This window comes from Williamsia sp. Y844 (genome assembly GCF_056786475.1).
Map to the genome: position 1 here is coordinate 188,070 of NZ_JBXCJB010000005.1, position 19,312 is coordinate 207,381.

The following is a 19,312-nucleotide window of genomic DNA, read 5'->3' on the forward strand; positions in this document are numbered from 1 at the left end:
CGATGAGACACGGCGACGACCGATCGGAAGTTGAGCGCCGGAAGCCGCCGCCGGTGGTGTTCCCCGCTCGAGGCGGGTAGGGGAGCTGATTCGATCACTACTGTTATCGAACCGTGACGTGTCTCAGAAACCCGTCTCACCCTCTGTGCTGCCCACTGGAGCGTGTCTGACGTTTCTGAGACAGTCATCCCTTGTGAGCGCCGTATTTGGGTACCTGAGGGTAAGTGGCACCGATCAGGTGCTGGATTTGCAGAGAGACGCTCTGGCGAAGGCTGGGTGCGATCGAGTGTGGGAAGAAGTCGCGAGCGGAGCGAAGAACGACCGTCCGGAGCTGCTCGACTTGCTTGGACACCTACGAGACGGCGACACGCTCGTTGTATGGCGACTCGATCGGTTGGGGCGGTCGTTGACGCATCTGATCGAGACGGTTGAGGGTCTTCAAGCGCGAGGGGTGGTGTTCAAATCGCTGACGGAGACGATCGATACTTCTTCGCCGGGTGGAATGTTGATCTTCCAAAGCTTTGGTGCGCTAGCACAATTCGAGCGGGCGCTCATCCAGGAGAGGACTGTCGCCGGCCTTGCCGCCGCACGAGCACGAGGCCGAATCGGGGGACAACCCAAGCGTATCGACGCCGCCAAAGCCCGCCAGATCCGCCGAATGATCGAAGACGGTACGCCCAAGAGCGAGATTGCAGAAGTACTCGGGATTGGTCGGGCGACCTTGTATCGACATCTCGCAACCTCGTAAGCCGGCTGCCTGCGCTGGCGGCTTCGGTGGTTGAGGCCCGGCGCGCGCCCTTAGTGGCTTGCCCACGGCATGAAATGTTCCGTAACTCAACGGCATCCATAGTTTGGGCTCGTGATTTGTGACATGAGTAATGGAACACGGATCGACCCAGCACGGCTGTTCCGAATGGTCGATGCGCCGAAAACGATCGTTTATGGGACGGGTCTACGCCGCCGCATGGGCGTAGACCCCTGTTTCATTTGCCGGGGTTCGAAGATGCGGCGGCTCGATCGAGGCGTAGTCAGCTCCCGATGCGGGCAAGCAAGTCGATGGCGTTGTCCTCAAGGGTCGCAAGAGCGGCACTCATTGCGTTGATCGACTGGTACGAGACCGAGCGATCGTCGTCCTGGCTCGGACCACCGCGGTACACCGGATCGAAGATCTTCCCGTCCTCGAAACACTGCTGCGCTTTCATCGCAGGCCCTACCAACAACTGATTGTCGGTGCTGAGCCGAAGTTTGCGCACGCTGCGTTTCACCAGCTCTGCGTCCGCTATCAGCTGTCGCCCACTGTCGGTATCGATCCACTCAGCCATAGCATTCGTGGTCCACAATGAGCTAGCGCTCATTATGAGAACGCTTCGTGCCGTATCTGTCCACCGCCTGCCTGCGTGCACAAGATTCGCGATCAGCTCCCTGAGCTCACTCTGCTGAGTGGCCTCCCGTAGGGCCGCCGCCTCTGCTTCGGAACCGCTGAGCAGTCGATCCTGCAGCATCTCCAGCTCGATACGCGAGGCCCGCTCGGTTACTCCGACCTGCCGAACAAAAACTGTCCCCTCGGGAACCAACTTATCCTTGAGGGCCTGATACCCCTTCTGCAGCAACCAGATACGGTCCCCATCGTGAGGGGGCTCCACTACGATTACCAAAACGGTCTCACCGTCGAGCTTCACAGGGCGCGCATCCCAATACGGCCGGCCATGTCCGGTATAACGCTGCACAGCGTTGAAGAGCTCGGCACTGTCCGGCACTTTTTGTCCGGACACAGCACCAGGTTCGACCCCGACTAGAACGTAACCGACGCCCTCGAAGGACGATCCGGCCACAGCAACAGCACGATTGGCCAAACCGAGAATCGCCCGCCCAATAGCGAAAGACGCCGATGCACTGGTCAAATCGTCGTACGCCGACTTCCATTCGATGCATCGGCTTTCATCCTCAGGCGCAGCCTCGTACACCGCACGCACGAGCGCTAGCAGCTGATCCGGCGTCCGCAGCGCACGAGAGGTGTCAATAGTCAGAGCCATGCCGCAATCCTGCCAGTTGGCGACGGCCCGTCTGCGGTCGCGCGGCCCGAGCCCACTCCCCTGTCTCACGGATCGGTGCTCCAGAAACCTTCGATTGATAGACACGGCGGCTTCGATAGGAACACCCGATCAATCCGCGAATTCGGATAGTGCCCCTTGGCGTGGTGGACTTCGGATCAGGTTGAGCGTTAGCGCGTGGTCAACGAGTCATGATGAATGCTAGGTGATTTGGTGTTGCTTCACCAGAGATTCAGTCGTGGTGGCGGTCGCTGCAGCGCGTTCCTTGTCGGCGATGACCTTTCTGAGTTCGTCCATGCTGACATCAGAGACGTAGCGTCGGGTGACCTGCCACTCGTCGTGGGCTTCGATGACCACGGCGGTTGCCAGGCGTAGGAACGCGGCCGGGTTGGGGAAAATCTCCACGACATCGGCGCGGCGCTTGATCTCCTTATTGAGCCGTTCGATCGGGTTGTTCGACCAGATCTTCTGCCAGTGCGCTTTGGGGAACGCGGTGAACGCCAGCACGTCGGCTTTGGCCTCACGCATCATCTCCGAGACTTTCGGGAACGAGGGTTTGAGGGTGTCGGCGACCTGGTCCCACTGGGCATGGATGGCGTCGGGTTCGGTGTGCGCGAAGATTGTTTTCACCGCCGCCATGACTGGCGGGATCTGTTTCGCGGCGACTTTGCCGTGCAGGTTGCGCATGAAATGGACTCGGCATCGCTGCCACGCTGCACCAGTGAATTGTTGTACGACAGCTGCTTTCAAACCGGCGTGGGCATCGGAGATGACCAGATGCACCCCAGCCAGCCCGCGGGCTTTGAGGCCGGTGAGGAACTCGCGCCAGAACTCGAACGATTCGCTGTCGCCGACGGCGGTACCCAAGACTTCGCGGGTGCCGTCGATCGAGACCCCGGTCGCCACGACCATCGCGTGCGAGACCACGTGGGCGCCGACCCGGACTTTGCAGAAGGTGGCGTCGAGGAAAATGTAGGGAAAAGTGGTGTGCGTCAACGTGCGTTCACGGAACCGGGCGATCTCACCATCGAGTTGCCCGCAGATCCTCGAAACCTCCGATTTGGAGATCCCGGAGTCCACACCGAGGGCGGCGACCAGATCGTCGACGTTACGGGTCGAGACGCCGTGGACGTAGGCCTCCATGATCACCGCATGTAGGGCTTTGTCGATCCGCCGCCGGCGCTCGAGCAGCGACGGGAAGAAGGATCCTGACCGTAGTTTCGGAATCTGGACCTCCACATCACCGCTGGTAGTGGACACGGTCTTTGGTCGGTGCCCGTTGCGCTGGGTGTTGCGGCCTTCGGTGCGCTGGTAGCGGGCGGCGCCGATCTTCTCGGTGGCTTCGGCCTCGATCAGCGCTTGTAGGCCGGCGCGGATCAGTTCGGCAAAAACAGAGGCCGAATCGGCACTGGTGAGTGCATCGAGCTGGGCGAGCAAGGCAGAATGGTCGTGGGCCATCGCGTAGATCGCTTTCTCTGAGTCACTGTGGCGGTAACTCATTGATCACTACGCGATGGCCCACCCTGATCAGGTCAGCGACACACGTTTCCGCAGGTGCCAGCCGTTTCCAAACCCCACCACTCCGAGGGACTTACCCCGAATTCGATGGCGCTGCCGTCAGACCGGGAATGACTCCGTGATGATGCTTCCGCTGAACGTGCAGTCTTCTTCTGAAAAATGCGGTCGTCTTCTGAAGCTGACAGACAAGCGCATCGTTTCAACCAAGCCCGGCGGCCAGACTGACCGACCAGGCGCAGGTGGGCGGCGCAGTCCTGGCTAGTAGCGCACTGGATTTAAGCTCACAACATGCTGACTGACAAAGAGGTTCTCAATGCGGAATACCGCGGGTTCATAAGGTCTCTCCACCGCGAGACTGTTGCGACTGTTGCGACTGTGGAGCTGTGGTACTCGCGGCGGGTGTATCTGCTGGCTAGTTTCGGATTTAGCCCCGGCGAGGTGGAGGGCCGACCGTCTAAAGCGACCGCGGAGGAGGTTGATGCCGAGTGGCTGGAGACGATGCTTCCGCAGCTCCGCATTCTCAGTCACGGTCACCCCGACCCTGAGGTGCGCGACGAGGCTGAATTCGTGGAGTCGCGAATCTGGGCCGCAGTGGACGCGGCCCGCAAGTCGGAGCACGACGAGCTGTATTCCAGGAACCTTCGGGAGCTCACCACCGGCCTCGTTCGTGCAGGGTTCTCTCGACTAAATAAGGCTGTCTACCACGCGCCCTTCCGTGTCAATCGGCCCACGCCGTTATACATCGGCTTTCCAGAAAAACGTGTGCTGAGACCAGCCGAGTTGCTTAATATGGTGGTCGAATCAACAGGTGTAGAGGATGTCGATCAGGCACTTGAGCTTGCCTTAGCGGCCAGGGCGACATCGCGCTGACGGTCGTTGACACATCTGATCGAAACGGTTGAGGGGCTTCAAGCGCTAGGGGTGGTGTTCAAATCACTGACCGAGACGATCGATACCTCTTCGCCAGGTGGAATGCTGATCTTCCAAATCTTCGGTGCGCTAGCACAATTCGAGCGGGCACTCATCCAAGAGCGGACTGTTGACGGCCTCGCGGCCGCACGAGCACGAGGTCGAATCGGTGGACAACCCAAGCGTATCGATGCCGCCAAGGCCCGCCAGATCCGCCGAATGATCGAAGACGGTACGCCCAAGAGCGAGATCGCAGCCGTACTCGGGATAGGTCGAGCTACCTTGTATCGACATCTCGTAAGCCGCATGCCTGCGGCGGCGGCTCGACGGTTGAGCTCCTGCGCGCCCCAAGTGATTTGCCCACGGCATGAAATGTTCCGTAACTCAACGGCATCGGGATGACTAAAGATATTCGATCGTTTTCGGAACAGGGCGGATTCAGAGGAACCAACCAAACATGTGCCGACGTCTTATCTAGGTGCAAGAACTTCCTGACATCGCCCAGTGTTGGGATCAAGTCCTGGACTACCGAGACCAAGACCGTGCCAAGGCTGCGAGTTCAGGGTGTGGCTGGCTGATCGTTGGTCAGGGCGGCTGAATCAGCTTTCGCAGCCGACTCCGTCGCCGTCGCGGTCGAGCTTGCTGCTGTAACCCGGTTGGCCGGCGTAGATCGGTGCAGCCCCGGCCGCACGGACTGCGGCACAGTTCGCGTACGACACCGACGGTGCATCCACGACCGGAGGCGCGGTGTCGGCGGGAACAGGTGCCGCCGGGGCGGCGGGCGCAGTGGTCTGGGTTTGGGGCAGTGGGGTCGCTGTTGAGGTGCGCGTCTGGGCTGGTGTTGTTGGCGCGATGGGTGTGGCCCCGCAGTCGGCGAGAATGCCAGCTATAGCGTCTTTTTCGGCCTGGGTTACCCACAAGCCGTAAGCGGCCTTCACATCGACCTGCCGAGAAACATACGTGCAGCGGTACGCCTTGTTCGGCGGCAACCAGGTCGCCGCATCGCCATCACCCTTTTGCTGATTCGCAGGCCCATCAGCTGCCTGCAGGTTGCGGGGATCGTTCGCGAAATCGACTCGCTGAGCAGGGAGGAGCTGCTGGGCACCCTTCTGCCAGGCATCCGAGAGGGCCACCACATGATCGATCTGCACCGCTCTCGAGGTGTCCTGGCCGCGCACGAAGTTGATGGTGGTTCCGGTGTACGGATCGGCCAGCGTGCCGGTCTGCACCGCGCAGCCGTTCGACCCCGCCTTGAATACGATGTCCGTCAGATCCCGACGCAAAATATCGTTGCGGGTATCGCAGCCATTGTGGCCGCCCTCCACGGTCACATCATCGGTCCACGCCGAACCGAACAGTTCCCGCTCGTATCCGGTTTTCGGGGCACGGCCCTTGACCGCGAGAGTGTTCAGCGTGGTCAACGCGGCATTCGCGGCCGGTGCTGGTCTCGCCGCGGGCGCGGGCGCGGGCGCAGGTGCAGCTGTCGGCGACGATGTTTCTGCTGCAACCGTAGTTGTTGGGGCCACGATGGAGGTATCGGCGACCTTGGTCGGCTTGTCCTCGGCCGCGGGGCTGCACGCGACCAGACCAGCCGCGATCACGAACATGGCGGTAACACCTGCGATCGCCCACGGTCGGCGAGGTGGTTTCACTGACGAAGACGGGGAGACCGCGACAGCACGCTCAGACACGAATTAAGACCTTTCAGGAGTCTAACGAGATTACCGAACTACCAACATGTTTCACCGAACGTCACAGTTGCCAACTAGGTATAGCATCCGCAGCGGACAGTGCTGCTGGTCCAAACCGAAGTCCTCTTGCGAGGAAACTCCCCGCCGGTCGGTCGGGCGCTGGCACCGCGGAGTTGAATGCCTCGAGAGCGGGTGGGCCCGGCGCAACTCAGCTGCGTCCAGCCACCGGCTATGTCGGCAGGTGTTCACTTTTTGTCTGCGCGCTTCGTCGGTGTCTGGTAGCTGCCCGGTTCAGAAGCGTGAGGTCTGTTCAGGATGGGGATGGGAGGGATCTCCGGGGCTGGCTGCGGTGAAGTTCGTAAAGACCACACGTGGTGAATCTGCTCGTTAGAGTCCTTGGATCGCGGACTTTAATCCCGCTCTGGCTGCGTGGTCTATTCCCGAACCGTAGCTGCCGTCGCCTAGATATCCATGGCTCTGGTGGAGATCGAGACAGTCAAGGTCCTCGCGTCCCGTGAAGCGCCTCATGTGGTAAACGTTGCCGTCGATGGCGATGACATATTCGGAGTGTTGGCCGGACGTTTCCGCGCGAGGACGATCGAGACGCCACCCCTGAACCCTTTTCCTCGTCTTCTTATAGCGTTCGTAACCGCCTTTTTTGAAGAAATGATGCCAGCGTGGTCGTATCCCCAGCCGGTTCATGCCGTCGATGAAGTCGGCAACTGCTTGCGTGTTGGTTTCAAACTGGGCTTGTTGCTGCTCGGCCTGCATGCGCTGGGCATCTGTTACCTGGGCGCGCTCGGCGGCGGCCGCTTGCTGTGCTTCGTCCCACAGTCCCATCCGCATAGCGTAGCGATGAAGTGGGGATCCGACAGTCCGCCAATTGGGCGACACGCCCACCCGCGGGATAGTTCTGTTTCGTAACTGGTGACTAAATGCTTTGTACCACCATCGATTACGCCGATAAGATAGAGGATGTCAAGTTATACTTGACGGTATGGCCTAGCCCCACTTGACGCAAGTGGGACGCTACCCCGATACTCGATGTGTGGCAACGACTTACCTCGTCGATCTCATCGACACCCACAAACACGCCTACGGCGTCAGCGACGCCGAGCTGGCCCGCCGTATCGGCGTCTCACGCCAGAACCTGAACCTGTGGCGCACCCACGGTGTGCGCGGCCTGCCAGCCCGCACAACCCTCGACGGCATTGCTGCCGTCACCGCACAGCCATACCGCAAAGTCCTCGAGGCCGCTTTGCAAGACGCGGGCTACCTCGACGCCGACCACAGCGACGAACTGCGATAAGTCAATTCATAAGACGTCGTTCCTACACGCATACTCTTGGCATGCGAACTGAGTTGCTGGCGATCATCACCACGCCAACGCCCGCGCCGGGACCCGCCGCCGCCCCTGCACCTTTCCTCACTCAGCCCGTAGCAACCGTCATCCAGCCTGTCGCCGCGATCATGTCAACGATCACCCGGCGCGGGGGAGTGAACCGGCGAACGGTCGACGCCTCGCCTTGGATGTCGAACACGCGTTCGATAGTACCGCACTGCGGGCCGGTGGAGCAGGGATGCTCGGGAAGCATCGGCCCGCGTACACGCCGGGCGGCAACACACCAGGGCTCACGCTATCGGCGGCGGGCTAGTCGGCGTGGCACTCGCCGTCATCATCCTGGGCAGCCCGTGGCCGCCGTAGCCGAAGCGCTCTGCCGGTTCCAAGTCGGTTGACGGAGGTGCCCAGTAGGGTCACCGGCGCGGAGTTCGAAGGCTAGCTGGTCCGGCCGCCGGATCGTTCCAGCTGGCAAGCGGCGCCTCTGATGTTCGAGTGGAACCTCCCAGGTACGCGGCGCGGAATGAATGGCAGGCTAGATTGTGTCTGTTCATGTACATGCTCACTGAGTGGCTGACGAGCACACGCAACGAACAGCAGAGCGTCGTGCCCGCATCTGGCGGTCTCGATAATGGGAGGCCTGTAGATGCTTGTTAGTGGGTGGCAACAAGCTCTCACGTTAGTTGCAGTCCTTGTTCCCGGGTTCGTCTATCAGGGGGTGCGACGGCACCGTATCGGCCCTTCGCCCGAGGACCGAGAGCTCAGCGTGCGGTTGATACGCGCGCTCGCAGTGTCTGTGGGCTTCCTGCTGATATACCTAATCTGCTTTGGCACAGCACTTACCGAACGTCTCACCACACCCGCCCACGGGCTCGATGACCCACGAATGATCGGTTTAGGCGGCGCGCTTCTTGTCTTTGTGATCCCTGCGGTGGCCGGCCACCTCACGGCCAGCTATGCAACAAGGAAGAGCATTAACGGCACAACATTCTGGGAGACGATCTTCCGCAGGGCGGAGGGGGATCAGTTGACCTGGCGAACTACCTTGTTCAGCAATCAAAGTGGCTACAATCCAATCCCGACTGCCTGGGACTTTGCAACCTCATCACAGATCCAGCCGGGCAGCTTCATCAGAGTCCTCACGGCCGATGGCACCTGGCTGGGTGGACAAGTGACTGCAGAGGCCTTCTTCACCGCCTACCCGGAGCCCCGAGACCTGTTTATCGACATTGCCTGGTCGCTCGACACCGACGGACAGTTCCTGCAACGGCTACCTGGACCCACCGGCATGTGGATTCCCTGCGAAGACGCTGACCTCATTCAGATCGTCCCACCACCTGAGGAATCGGACGAGGACGTGCAAGAACAGCAGGAGACCGGTACGCAGGGTGCCGAGACCGGTAATAATGGTTAGAAGGAGGCTTCGACCATGGCTAAAGTGCGAAAATTGACCCAAGTGACAGGCAAAGACCGAAAATTGTCCGCACTGGCAGCGGCAAGCAAACCCCGACGTTACCGGTGGATCGCGCCCCGCTCAGGCGGCTATCGGCCAGGCGGGGAGTTCCCCACCACTGTGGAGACTTTGAAAATTTCAGCAAAGGCGCCGACCGGGACCGCAGGCGTGGCCAAACCTCAGAGTCGTGAGCCAGTCAAGTGACAACCGAGAACCCCGGACAAAATGATGGGCTGCTCGGTGGAGGCTATCGGCCGACCATCCAAGCTGCTCGAGAACCCAAAATCGAAAAACATGGCGGCAACCAACCCCGCCCACGGCAACAGCAGAAGCCAGCCCAGCAGCCCTCCCAGAAACCGCCTCAGGGTAACGGTGGCGTACGCAAACCGCGCTAGTCATTCTGCGTCTGAAGTCGCCCGTTGAGCGCGAACATCTTCGATGACTTCCCGGCAGACAAGTACCGGAACCTCATCATGCGTCAAGGGACGGCCGGGCTCTCCGAGTATGCGATGTACTTCCGCGAGGCGGCTGACCGGCTCGCTGCCTCGTTCACCGGCCAACCATTCGATGACACGATCTTCATGCCGTGGCTGTATCTACACCGCCATGCAACCGAACTTCTCCTGAAGACCGCGATCACTGAATCGGCACGACTACGGCGGGCAGAGGATCGAGACCCCTCATTGGCCCCGAATGCAGTAAAGCAACGGCTCAAGTCCAGCCTCGGACACAGACTTGTGCCACTCGTCGACGAACTCGATATGCATCTTGAAGCTCTCAAACTCGAGAAGACACCGAAGTCGGCCCGTCGAACGCTGGCACGTCTCGCCCAACTTGATCCAAATGGAGAATCGTTCCGGTACAACGACGGCCTGCCAAACAGCGACGATCGTGTGGACTTTCCTTCGCTTCACGAAGCGCTCAGCGAGATGCTCGACATGTTGTCGGGCGCGCTCGACGTTCTTGACCAGCACGCGGACCACCAACGAGACATAGCGTCTTACGCGGATGTCGGAGATTATATGGATCTCTGAGCGATTCGAGATGGTCGTTCGACAGGCCTTCACTGCTTGCCCGCTGCGCGAGTACCTCAACGGAACCGCCTACGGCGACACAGTAATCCGGCCTGCGGCCGGGATCGGAAACGCTTGTGAGAGTGGGACAGTACTTGACCATCCGCCTTCTTTCGGCTGGCCGCCAACCGTATTGGGATGAAGCTGTGGACTACCGATGCTAAGACCGTGCCGCGGCTGAGCGTTCAGGGCGTGGCTGGCTGGTCGTTGGCAGGCAGGTGAATCAGCTTTCGCAGCCGACCCCGTCGCCGTCGCGGTCGAGTTTGCTGCTGTACCCGGGTTGGCCAGCGTAGATCGGTGCAGCCCCAGCCGCCCGGACCGCAGCACAGTTCGCGTACGACACCGACGGTGTATTCACGACCGGAGCCGCGGTTTCGACCGGAACAGGTGCCACCGGGGCGGCGGGGGGAGTGGTCTGGGTTTGAGGCAGTGGTGTTGCCGTCGAGGTGCGCGTCTGAACTGGTGGCGTGGCCCCGCAATCAGCGAGAATGCCAGCGATAGCGTCCTTTTCGGCCTGAGTGACCCACAGACCGTAGGCCGCCTTGACCTCGACCTGCCGAGAAACATAGGTGCAGCGGTACGCCTTGTTCGGCGGCAACCAGGTCGCCGCGTCGCCATCACCCTTTTGCTGATTCGCAGGCCCATCAGCGGCCTGCAAATTGCGGGGATCGTTCGCGAAATCGACTCGCTGAGCAGGGGAGAGCTGCTGGGCGCCCTTCTGCCAGGCATCCGAGAGCGCCACCACATGATCGATCTGTACTGCGCTCGAGGTGTCCTGGCCGCGCACGAAGTTGATGGTGGTTGCGGTATACGGATCGGCCAAGGTGCCGGTCTGCACAGCGCATCCGTTCGAACCGGCCTTGAACACGATGTTCGTCAGATCCCGACGCAAAATATCGTTGCGGGTATCGCAACCATTTCTACCGCCCTCCACGGTCACGTCATCGGTCCACGCCGAACCGAACAAGGCCCGGTCATAGCCAGTTTTCGGGGCGCGGCCCTTGACCGCAAGAGTGTTCAGCGTGGCCGACGCGGCATTCGCTGCCGGCGCTGCCGACACCGTCACGACCGGGGAAGCAGTCGGTAGGGGCATTTCTGCTGCAACCGTTGTCGTGGCCACCGTGGAGGTCTCAGCAACCGTGGAGGTCTCGGCAACCTTGGCCGGCTTCTCCTCATCCGCAGGGCTACACGCGACCAGACCAGCCGCGACCAAGACGGCTGCGGTAACAGCTGCGATCGACCACGGCCGGCGAGGCGGCCTGGACGGTGACGACGAAGAGGGCACGGAGACACGCTCAAACACGGATGAAGACCTTTCGGGAAACTGATGCGATTGCAGAGCTACCAACACGTTTCACCGAACGTTTCAGAGCGCCAACTAGGTATAGCAACCGCAACGGACGGTGTTACACGGGCCCATTTTCGAAGGCCCTTCGGCGAGAATCGCCAGCCACCCCCAGTCGATCACCGCGTCGGTCCTGAGATCGCATAGCCACGGTTGGACGCGGCAGTCATCAGGTCTTCGTCCAGGAAGCTCGGCCCCAACTCCCGGGCTCCTCGGGACGAGACCCCCATTCAGGCAGGGGAGGGCGAACAACTCCCGGAGCGGGATTGACTGACAAACCCGCCACACCTATCCGACCACCAAGGCCCAACCAGATTAGGATTCAGCGCTACAGCGACGGATGGAGGGCCTGGCCAGTGAAATGGCTTGAGCGAGTCAAAACCCCAGGCGCCGTGGTCTTGGGGTACTGCGGGCTCAGGGTCGGTGAGGCGGTCGCCTTGCGTGTCGGTGACGTCGACCTGGACAGGGCGAGAATCCGGGTGCACAGATCTGCGACGTGCATACCGGGGCAGGGTTACCTCGAGGGAACGACGAAGAGTCATGCGGCGCGTACCGTTCCCGTGCCGCGGGTAGTACTTGGACCGTTGGGTGCTGCGATTGGTGATCGTGAGGTGGGTGCGTTGGTGTGGCCGCCGACCGCGGCGACAGGTTGGTTGACGAGCGGAGCGCTGCGGTGGGCCTTTGACGCTGCGGTGAAGCGGTGCGTCCAGACCTGTGCGGGGTTTCCCAGGCTCACCCCGCACCAGCTTCGTCATACGTGTGCGACGCTCGCGATCAGCGCGGGTGCCAACGTCAAGGTCGTGCAAACCTTGCTGGGTCACAAGACAGCGGCGATGACTCTAGACCGTTACGGGCATCTGATGCCCGATGATCTGGACCAGGTTGCCAAGGTGATGGACGCGGCAGCGGAAATTGCTGCATACCCTCTGCATACCCGCTACAAAACCCGTCCAGTTAGATGGCCTGAAACTGGGCTAGAAATAGCCTCTGACCTGCGTAAATGAGTGCCCCCGGTCAGACTCGAACTGACACTATACGGGTTTTGAACTTGCTGTCGTGGTTGTTTGCTGATTGTTGGCGGTGTTGAGGGTTTACGGTCATCCAGTGGGGGAGCGGTATTCGTGTTTGTGCCGTTGAACCAGTATGGACGGTTTCGGTGCTACTGCGTACCCACTGCGTACCGGCTGGGTCTTCTGACTATCCGGCGAGGTCTTGAGCGGTCGCTATTTTAGACAATATATCGAAGGGTCGGTGCCGGAATGGCTACGGGAAGCGTTGACATCATCGACCGCGGGCTGCTCTCGTCCAGCCATGATGTCTTCGTTCTTCCGGGCCCAGTTCAGGGCAACAAAGATTCCGAAATCGAGTGGCCTCATCTATCGGGGACCTGCCATCACCGCTGCTAAGATTCGGGATTCGCTGTTTTCGCCTCTGGCGGCGCGGTGTGACATGCACAATCTAGCAATGACACAGCAATCGACAACAGATGTCGACCAGCATTGTCCTCCGCAGAGTTCGTCGGAAGACGCTAGGAAACTTGAGCCTCCAGCACGAGGTGTACGCGAGGCGGTCATTGTGATTCACGGCATCGGCGAGCAACACCGGAACCAGACCCTCCGTGATTTCGTTGGAGTAGGAATGCCCGGACGGTCGACCTTCGGCTCAGTAATGGATGGAAAGGGTCGAACCAGCACGGGTGATAGCGGGGCCGCCTCTGATTCGCAGAACCGGCAGGCCAAGGATCCGCGGTCGGCGGATGAGCGGGCAGGCTATCTCGAGGATAGTTCCGGTCTTGCAACTAAGTATGACTTTGTGGACGCGCATCCTGCGCCAATCCGCGATACGGACCAGCAAACTTACACGATCGAATGGGGTGGGGGTAGTAATCGTCCGAAAACTGATGTGTACGAGGTCTACTGGGCTCCTCACTACCGAGATACCACCTTCGAATCGATCGTTTCTTGGGCAAGGCCGATATTGTTTCGGCCTAGGAAGACCATGACAACTAAGAGGTTGATCGGTCCAAATGTCGCCGCACCCTTGATGAGTCAGATCGTACTAACTGTGCTTCTAGGTGTTGTTTCGTCCTTGGGACTGTGGCAGATCCTCGGGGCTGGCCCACGAGCGAACTGGGGACCTGTTGCGTTGTGGATTGTCGCTGGCGCGATTGGGGCTCTAGCGATCTTGGTACTGGCTATCTCGGGTTGGTGTGGTTTGCGTGCAATGGCTCGATGTTTCGTCTTAGCGACTCTGGTGCTTGTTATCGATATCATTTGGATTTCTGCTTCATTCGGTTGGAACTGGTGGTCGGTCATCCCGGGGTTCGCGCTCACGATTATCGTAGTTACATTCGGATGGGTGACTAGAAGGCTGGCGCTGAGTCTCGGTGATGCGGCAAGGTACTTTTCAAAGAATCCGAGCGACGTCCGCGAGAATGACAGTATCCGAATGCAGGCACGTCGCCTTATTGATGAGCTGCATACGTTGAAGGTTGACACTGGCGAGGATAATCCTGGTTATCGTTACTCCCGGATCACAGTTGTCGGGCACAGCCTGGGAAGTGCGATCGCCTATGACGCTGTCCATTCGGCTTGGAGGGCGTGCCACAACGAGATTCCCTATCCTGAATCACCGTTAGAAGGGCAACCGGCCGATCGATTTACGCAGCTGCAGACGGCCTTCCATGTATCTGAAAGGCCCGGCGGCACCAAGGGTATTGGCAAACGTTGGATCGTCTCCGATTTGGTGACGCTGGCGTGCCCGCTTGCGCATGCGGAGGTCCTGTTAGCTTCCTCGCACCTGGATCTCGAAAAGCAGTTTGAATCTGGTGAGCTGATCTCGTCGTCGGCGATCAATCCCTCGGATGTCGGGTCGTTTGTGAATCTTTTGGAAGTCGATGAGTTTGGTGCGAGTCCGAGCATCAATCACCGGGCGCTCTTTTTATTCACAGATTGGCACAATGTGTGGATCACCCACGATATCGTCGGTGGTCCAATGCCCACCGGTCTTCAGTGGGATGGGGGAAGAGGGTTTGGGCTCGCGATAAAGAACTATTCGTGCAATGGGTGGGTGAAGTCGCATGACCTCGACCCGGACAATGGGGAGGTCGAGTCGAGTGGCCTCAGCTGGAAATGGATGTGGAACATGGTTTTTTGTTATCCGCATTCGTATTACTTCAAAATCTCGGGTCGAAAACGTGTTCATAATGCCAGTTTGAAGAGCCTTGCGCACCTGAGAAAGATTGTAAAACCACGATCGACAGCGCAAGATGCTGCAGAGCAACAGGGATCTGAGTCGATGGCTTCTCCACGGTAGGAGTGGCCGCTAGGACTGCCCCGCCAGCTTTGAGTTGAAGGTTGTGCATTGGGGCTGCGCACATCCCTGGTTATGGCTCATAGTTTTCCAGTAACAATAGAATCAACCTGCTGGCTTGAGGCCCTGGCCCGAATTTCCTGGCCTATACGTACCTGTCGAAGGACCTGTCGACCCAACCGTCGACAGGCCACTGGCATGTCCCCAGTAGATGAGGCCGCGTTGTTTTAGAGTCTTTGTTGCCCCGAGCTGGGGCTGGAAGGACGATAGACATCATGGCTGGACGGAAACGACACTCGGCGGAGCAGATCGTGCGCAAGCTGCGTCAGGGAGACGAGTTGGCTGCGGCCGGCAAGACCTCTGAGGAGGTCGCTGCCGAACACGAAGTGTCGGTGGCGACATTGTTCAACTGGCGCCGCCAGTACGGCGGCATGGACACCGACGCCGCCAAGGAACTCAAAGAGCTGCGGGAGCAGAACAGCAAACTCAAACGGCTGCTCGCCGATGCCGAGCTCGAAAAAGATGCCCTGCGAGAGGTGGCTCGGGGAAAATTCTGAGCCCGGCCGCCAAACGCCGCGCCGTGGACATGCTCGTCACCACGATGGACATGTCAATACGTCTGGCGTGCAGGGCTGTTGGGCTGGCACGTTCCACCTACCAGCGCACTCCGATTGCTCAAACACCAGCTGACCCCGATGCTGAGCTACGGGATTGGTTGCGCACCTACGCCACCAAACACCCAGTTCACGGGTTCCGGCGGGCCTGGGCGGCGTTGCGGTACGACGAGCACCGCGATGTGAATAAGAAGAAGGTTCACCGGCTGTGGAAGGAAGAGGGACTGCAGGTCCGGATTCACCATCCACGTAAACGGGCCGGACAGTCTTCGGTCCCGTTCGTTGATGCTGACGCGCCGAAGGTGGTGTGGGCAATGGACTTTCAGTTCGATTCCACCATCGACGGTAAGGCGATCAAGATCGCCTCGATGATCGACGAGCACACCCGGCTATCGGTGCTGAACATTGTGGAGCGCTCGATCACCAGCGATCGGCTGGTGACCGAGCTCGGCAAAGCGTTCGCCATGTGGGGCGGGCCGCCGCAGGTGCTGCGGATGGACAACGGCCCGGAGTTCATTTCCCATGCACTGCAACAGTTCTGCGACAAGAAAGTAGGCATCTCCTACATCCCGCCCGGCACGCCCTGGAACAACGGGCACATCAATCATTCAACAACCGGTTACGGAAGGAATGCCTGAACCGCAATCACTGGACCAACCTGCTCGAGGCCCGGGTGGTGATCGAGGACTTCAAAGACGACCATAACCACCGACACCGGCACTCATCGCTGGGCTACATGACGCCGGCGGAGTACGCTGCCCAATGCACCCACACCCACCATCCGGTGGAGTGCGAGATCGACTAGATCATTGACCCGTGGCTCTAGATCCACGTGGTCCGACTATCGGGGACCTGCCAGGATCACTATGCCGCCAACAATCTGGGAGCAACGTCTACTTCGAAGATGTCGGGCTCAGTACTAGCCCTTCGATCGTGAACAAGTACGCATGCATTTCTGGTAACGAAACTGGTGCCGAGTTCATCAAGGTCGACAATGTCTCTGCGCCAACTGACAAACCGACTGCCGGGGGCTACCACTTCGTTCCAGCCGGCGCACTGAAGTTCAAGGGTTCGAGTGGCACGGTGACTACGATCGCACCTGCGTAAGATCACGCCATGACATCTTCCGGGGCGGGCGAACGTAGATACGTCTACGTGCCCGACGATCCAGATTCAACTCCCCTCCGCCGTGCCGTTAGATCGGAGGATCTTCAGGACTTGCGAGACGCACAGTTGTCGTTTGAGGGATGTAAAGAGGCCCTTGACCAGCTTGCGGACGATGTAGAGGCTAGGTTAAAAACTGCTGCTGGGGCGGACGGCATTGTCACCGGTCAGGTGCGAATGATCGCCAAAAGTATTCGTACTTTTGAGGACGAATTCACGGCTCCGATCGACATCGTCAAAGTTGAAGACGGAAAGCAATATTTCCGAAATGTCGAACTCGGCGTCCTGCTACCTGAACACGCTCGTACCGACTTGTTGACACAGGTTTCAAGCGCGCGAAGTAAAGTCACGGGAAGGCCGCTGCTTAGTGAGCTGTCTAACGACCTATTTGAGCTAGATAAATATTTGGCGGAGTTCAGGTCCGCTTTCTATCCCTCTATAGTTGATGAGATCGCTACTCTTCGCCAGGATAAGTCTTCCCCTGAATTGATCCCAAGTCCGGTTCTTAATGACCTTATTAGTGAACGCCTAGCGGAGAGAATTGAAGACTACGAGAGCGCTGCTAAAGAGAGCTTGGCGAATCTTCGGAAGGCAAGTGGGGAGACTGCTGATGAGCGTCAAAGGCAGACCCTAACTCGATTTTCCGAGGATGAATCGACCCTCGCTAAGTCATGGACGGGTGGGGTGTTTGGATTCGTGGCGGCTGGTATCTTAGCGCCGATCCTGATTTTTACGTACGATATTAATATATCGAATGTGTCCAGCTGGGTTGGAGTCCTGCTCAAGGTTGCGATTTCCTTACCAGTTTTCGCGCTGGCTGCATACTGCGGACGGATAGCTGCCCAGCACAGAGAGCTGGCCCGCCATATGAAACTTCTCGCGATCCAGGTAGCTACAATTGACGCCTACATCGAGAAGATGGATGACGAGCAGAAATCGGAAATTCGGTCAATACTCGGTAGACGGTTGTTCTCAAATGTCGATCTTGAAGTGAAGGACACCGGCAACGTCAGCGTCGTTCCCACCGAGCTGATCCCGCTACTCGAGAAGGCTATGGACATCGGCAAGGCTGCGGTCAACAAGCGGGGAGCCTAGGCCTGATCTGGCGGTGTTGGACCGGGAGCGTTGTCAGGGATTCTTAGCTCCCTTCGAACTATCTTGACGAGGTCTTCGTTCAGTTCTTGGACCCTCTCGATCCGCTCGTTTCTCTTGATACGTGATGGCTCGAACCGCACGCGAATACTGTCCTTAAACACGTCTTCTGCCGCTTGAACGATGGCCGCAGGAGCAATAATCCGTAACTGGCTGCCTGCGAGCGATATGACTGACACCGCTTCGTTCAATAGAGTGGAAGACTCCGGGGTCGGAGTGTCAGGATGACTCGGTATGTATTCGATACCGTTAGCGATTCGCGTCACCGCGCGGTCGATCTCTACAATCTGCGACCGGACCTCATGCTCCCACCGTCGTCTATCTTCAAGGTCGTTCTGCGCAATCGCCTCGTCCGTCCTGCTCTTCGCCTGAGCCGCTTCGCGCTTGGCGGCACTCTTGTTGTTCAGGCCAGCACCTAGCAGCGCACCCGCGATGCCAATAACGCCGGATGACCACCAAGGCGCTGCGTCTGTGGTCAGGAAGTCGGAGAGCGCACTCATGACCGGGACGGTATCAAAACTCGTGGCTGAGCTGCGGCGACGTGCTTGACGAGATTTGGATAGATTTTATTGTTACCGTCCCCCAAGTTGCCGAACTGAATGCCGCTGCGAAGATGAAATTGCAGGGCTTCCCCGATGCGGTTGCGACAACAGGTAGCGCTGGCGGTGGGAGCGACGTGACGTCTCGGCACGCCCTTGCTCAGGGGCAAGTGGCGCGGGGGGAGTCGAAGGCCGGCTTGCGGTTCGACAGTTGGACGAGAGTCGAGGTACCGACAGAAGGAAGAATCTACTCTTCTCCAGTGCTAGTGGGTACAGCAAGCAAGCCGTGGACTACGCAGACCAGGTGGGGATCGGGCTCTTCACCGACGACCGTCACGTGAGGGTGTCCGCCGATATGAGGTTCAAGCGGTGACGGGGCTGCCAAGATTTTGCGTCCAAATGACTAGGCGCAGGTCAAGTGGCAGGACGATCAGCAAAGAAGGCTGGCTGTTCGTCGCGGCGTACGCGGCACTACTGGTCGGCGTGGTCTTCACTTGGCAAATCCTCGAAAGTTGAGGGAACCGATCATGCGCTCCGTACGTCTACTTCTTCATGAAGGAGCTTCCTGAGGTCGCGCTTCGGGCCATCGCTGCGGCGCTGGACATGGTGCGGTGGGAGATGGAAGTAGACGATCAAGAGTCTGCACCGAACCTCGAAGAGTCCCCGAACTAGCTGCCAGCGTCATACCGCAGCGCTGGCCTTCTCTGATCTGATGGTCTAGAGAGAGGTAAGTCGGGCTCTGGACATAACGACGCCTGAGGCAGGGGAGCAAACGCCGCCCTAAAGGATCCTGAGCTGGGCTTTTCTGGATGCGAAAGAAACTAGTCTTGGTGCGACAATGGCATCGACGTTGTATCGAGCGCTGATAACGCCGAGGTGAAGCAAGGGGCTGCACAAACAGGCTGGCCGAAACTCCAAAGGCTCTACGTCCCATTCGCCGATGCATCCGTGGATGGTATTACCGTTGGCTACGACGATCGTAGACATTCGCGTAGTAGTAGCTGTCGGTGTCGGCTAAACTATTGCATCGCTGGTGGGTTGGATTCATCGCGCCGCTCCTATCTGGGTCCTTCGTGCAAATGGCCGTGAGCCATTCGCGCTGCCACTGCACGATCGGGAGCAGGCAAACCGCTCTGATTGCACCAGATCCGT

The 19,312-nt window shown here is 59.3% G+C and carries 15 protein-coding genes and 1 pseudogene; 10 read left to right on the top strand and 6 right to left on the bottom strand.

Going from position 1 to position 19,312, the window contains the following annotated elements; all coding sequences use genetic code 11:
• The first annotated feature begins 193 nt into the window (after positions 1 to 193).
• On the top strand, positions 194 to 748 hold the full coding sequence (locus tag AC1TQG_RS26055) for a recombinase family protein (RefSeq protein WP_482141775.1): 555 nt from the start codon (positions 194 to 196) through the stop codon (positions 746 to 748).
• A 280-nt stretch (positions 749 to 1,028) separates the two neighbouring features.
• Here AC1TQG_RS26055 and AC1TQG_RS26060 read toward each other — a convergent pair whose 3' ends face one another.
• Entirely contained in the window at positions 1,029 to 2,033 is a 1,005-nt protein-coding gene (locus AC1TQG_RS26060; protein WP_482141777.1) for an RNA-binding domain-containing protein, read from the bottom strand.
• Positions 2,034 to 2,252: 219 nt separating this feature from the next.
• Positions 2,253 to 3,509 (bottom strand): IS256 family transposase, encoded by a 1,257-nt coding sequence (locus tag AC1TQG_RS26065; RefSeq protein WP_482141937.1) that lies wholly within the window; start codon positions 3,507 to 3,509, stop codon positions 2,253 to 2,255.
• Positions 3,510 to 3,857: 348 nt separating this feature from the next.
• On the opposite strand from AC1TQG_RS26065, the gene AC1TQG_RS26070 reads away from it, so the two are divergent.
• Together AC1TQG_RS26070 and AC1TQG_RS26075 are read left to right on the top strand one after the other, a co-directional pair.
• Positions 3,858 to 4,439 (top strand): hypothetical protein, encoded by a 582-nt coding sequence (locus AC1TQG_RS26070; protein ID WP_482141779.1) that lies wholly within the window; start codon positions 3,858 to 3,860, stop codon positions 4,437 to 4,439.
• A 54-nt stretch (positions 4,440 to 4,493) separates the two neighbouring features.
• On the top strand, positions 4,494 to 4,880 hold the full coding sequence (locus tag AC1TQG_RS26075; RefSeq protein WP_482141938.1) for a recombinase family protein: 387 nt from the start codon (positions 4,494 to 4,496) through the stop codon (positions 4,878 to 4,880).
• A gap of 197 nt (positions 4,881 to 5,077) precedes the next feature.
• Here the strand turns inward: AC1TQG_RS26075 and AC1TQG_RS26080 are convergent, their stop codons facing one another.
• A complete protein-coding gene (locus AC1TQG_RS26080; RefSeq protein WP_482141781.1) occupies positions 5,078 to 6,085 on the bottom strand; it encodes a GmrSD restriction endonuclease domain-containing protein in 1,008 nt (335 codons plus the stop codon).
• A 471-nt stretch (positions 6,086 to 6,556) separates the two neighbouring features.
• Complete coding sequence (locus AC1TQG_RS26085; protein ID WP_482141783.1) at positions 6,557 to 7,009, bottom strand: hypothetical protein; 453 nt, start codon at positions 7,007 to 7,009, stop codon at positions 6,557 to 6,559.
• A gap of 208 nt (positions 7,010 to 7,217) precedes the next feature.
• Here AC1TQG_RS26085 and AC1TQG_RS26090 point away from each other — a divergent pair, with 208 nt between their 5' ends.
• The 3 genes from AC1TQG_RS26090 to AC1TQG_RS26100 all read left to right on the top strand — a co-directional run bounded on the left by AC1TQG_RS26090 (position 7,218) and on the right by AC1TQG_RS26100 (position 9,995).
• Entirely contained in the window at positions 7,218 to 7,478 is a 261-nt protein-coding gene (locus AC1TQG_RS26090; protein ID WP_482141785.1) for an XRE family transcriptional regulator, read from the top strand.
• Positions 7,479 to 8,154: 676 nt separating this feature from the next.
• Entirely contained in the window at positions 8,155 to 8,922 is a 768-nt protein-coding gene (locus AC1TQG_RS26095; RefSeq protein WP_482141787.1) for a DUF6338 family protein, read from the top strand.
• Between the two features lie 458 nt (positions 8,923 to 9,380).
• Positions 9,381 to 9,995, top strand: coding sequence for a hypothetical protein (locus AC1TQG_RS26100; RefSeq protein ID WP_482141789.1), 615 nt, complete (start codon positions 9,381 to 9,383; stop codon positions 9,993 to 9,995).
• Positions 9,996 to 10,257: 262 nt separating this feature from the next.
• Here AC1TQG_RS26100 and AC1TQG_RS26105 read toward each other — a convergent pair whose 3' ends face one another.
• On the bottom strand, positions 10,258 to 11,319 hold the full coding sequence (locus AC1TQG_RS26105; protein ID WP_482141791.1) for a GmrSD restriction endonuclease domain-containing protein: 1,062 nt from the start codon (positions 11,317 to 11,319) through the stop codon (positions 10,258 to 10,260).
• Between the two features lie 452 nt (positions 11,320 to 11,771).
• On the opposite strand from AC1TQG_RS26105, the gene AC1TQG_RS26110 reads away from it, so the two are divergent.
• From AC1TQG_RS26110 to AC1TQG_RS26125, 4 genes and pseudogenes are all read left to right on the top strand, one after another.
• Complete coding sequence (locus tag AC1TQG_RS26110; RefSeq protein ID WP_482141939.1) at positions 11,772 to 12,383, top strand: site-specific integrase; 612 nt, start codon at positions 11,772 to 11,774, stop codon at positions 12,381 to 12,383.
• Positions 12,384 to 12,843: 460 nt separating this feature from the next.
• On the top strand, positions 12,844 to 14,694 hold the full coding sequence (locus tag AC1TQG_RS26115; RefSeq protein WP_482141793.1) for a hypothetical protein: 1,851 nt from the start codon (positions 12,844 to 12,846) through the stop codon (positions 14,692 to 14,694).
• Between the two features lie 272 nt (positions 14,695 to 14,966).
• Positions 14,967 to 16,110 (top strand): annotated as a pseudogene (locus AC1TQG_RS26120) (IS3 family transposase).
• Positions 16,111 to 16,421: 311 nt separating this feature from the next.
• Positions 16,422 to 17,564, top strand: a complete 1,143-nt coding sequence (locus AC1TQG_RS26125) for a hypothetical protein (protein WP_482141795.1) — start codon at positions 16,422 to 16,424, stop codon at positions 17,562 to 17,564.
• Here AC1TQG_RS26125 and AC1TQG_RS26130 read toward each other — a convergent pair.
• Positions 17,561 to 18,121 (bottom strand): hypothetical protein, encoded by a 561-nt coding sequence (locus AC1TQG_RS26130; protein ID WP_482141797.1) that lies wholly within the window; start codon positions 18,119 to 18,121, stop codon positions 17,561 to 17,563. The genes AC1TQG_RS26125 and AC1TQG_RS26130 overlap by 4 nt on opposite strands.
• Positions 18,122 to 19,312: the final 1,191 nt, after the last annotated feature.